The sequence below is a fragment of the Microbacterium sp. 69-10 genome, from assembly GCF_001897945.1.
Taxonomy (GTDB): domain Bacteria; phylum Actinomycetota; class Actinomycetes; order Actinomycetales; family Microbacteriaceae; genus Microbacterium.
The window spans coordinates 13,127-14,092 of record NZ_MKRT01000006.1 but is presented as its reverse complement, the minus strand read 5'-3'; the positions used below and the strand labels follow the sequence as shown (position 1 = coordinate 14,092).

Below are 966 nucleotides of genomic sequence, written 5' to 3'. Positions count from 1 at the left end.
CTCAGGTAAGCTTGACTCTCGGTGCGAGGCTCCGGTTTCGCCCTTGGGGTATGGTGTAATTGGCAACACGGCTGATTCTGGTTCAGTTGTTCTTGGTTCGAGTCCAGGTACCCCAGCAAGAATGAAACCCCCGCTCAGGCGGGGGTTTTCTTGGTCCATGGTGGTGCCGGGATCGCGCCGATCCCGGTTATAGGCCAAAAAGAGTGGATGGGGTCGGGCGTGTTAGCCGCGTCCTGCCCATCCTGAGCGGTGCCAGAGGCCTTCGCCCGCGTCGAGGCCGGTGTCGTAGAGGGCTGGGCCGCCGATGTCTTCTGGTTCGTCGTGCTGGTCGTTGTCGGGTTCTGGTTCGGGGCCGGGTGCGAGGGCGAGGGTGAGGGCTTCGTCGAGTCCCATCTGCCGGAGGGTGAGGAACCATTCGACGGCGCGGCGGCGGTGCGCTTCGCTCATCCCGCGGTGGCGGCGCAGCAGGTCCCGGATCTGGCTGTTGATGCCGCCTTCCAGCGGGCTGGGAGTGTCTCGCCCACGCTAGGGCATTCCGACGGCAACAGTCTGGTGCCCGTTGGAGGACACGCGACAGCGGGGTCGCCTGACAAGTGTGGATAAAAACCACACATAGTTGAGCTTCCTGTGCATGGATTGTATCCATGAAGAAGCTGGACGAGTCGCTCCCGTCGACGTTCACGACGGAGACCTCGCCGACGCCCTCGCAGGCAACATGGCCTCTGATCATGAGACCGTGGCCCGCCGTGTGGCCGAGATCGCCGCGATCAAAGACCCAGACGACGGCGTCGATTTCCTACCCGACACCGTCACCACTGCGGTGATGCGTGATGACGCGCTGTATTTCGGCGTGCGGGTGACGATGACGGCACGGCTCGCAACAGCGCAGGTCAAGCTGCGGCTCGACATCAACTTCGGCGACCCCGTCACTCCGGCCCCACAACCGTCGAGCTGCCGTCGCTGCGG

Annotated in this window: 1 protein-coding gene, 1 tRNA gene and 1 pseudogene; 2 read left to right on the top strand and 1 reads right to left on the bottom strand. The window is 63.9% G+C overall.

Annotated elements, in window-relative coordinates; translation table 11 throughout:
• Positions 1 to 44: 44 nt before the first annotated feature.
• Positions 45 to 116, top strand: a tRNA-Gln gene (locus BGN97_RS02020).
• A 106-nt stretch (positions 117 to 222) separates the two neighbouring features.
• Here the strand turns inward: BGN97_RS02020 and BGN97_RS02015 are convergent.
• On the bottom strand, positions 223 to 447 hold the full coding sequence (locus BGN97_RS02015) for a hypothetical protein (protein ID WP_292697589.1): 225 nt from the start codon (positions 445 to 447) through the stop codon (positions 223 to 225).
• Between the two features lie 289 nt (positions 448 to 736).
• Between BGN97_RS02015 and BGN97_RS02010 the strand changes: the two are divergent.
• Positions 737 to 966: pseudogene (locus BGN97_RS02010) on the top strand (nucleotidyl transferase AbiEii/AbiGii toxin family protein); the annotation flags it as partial.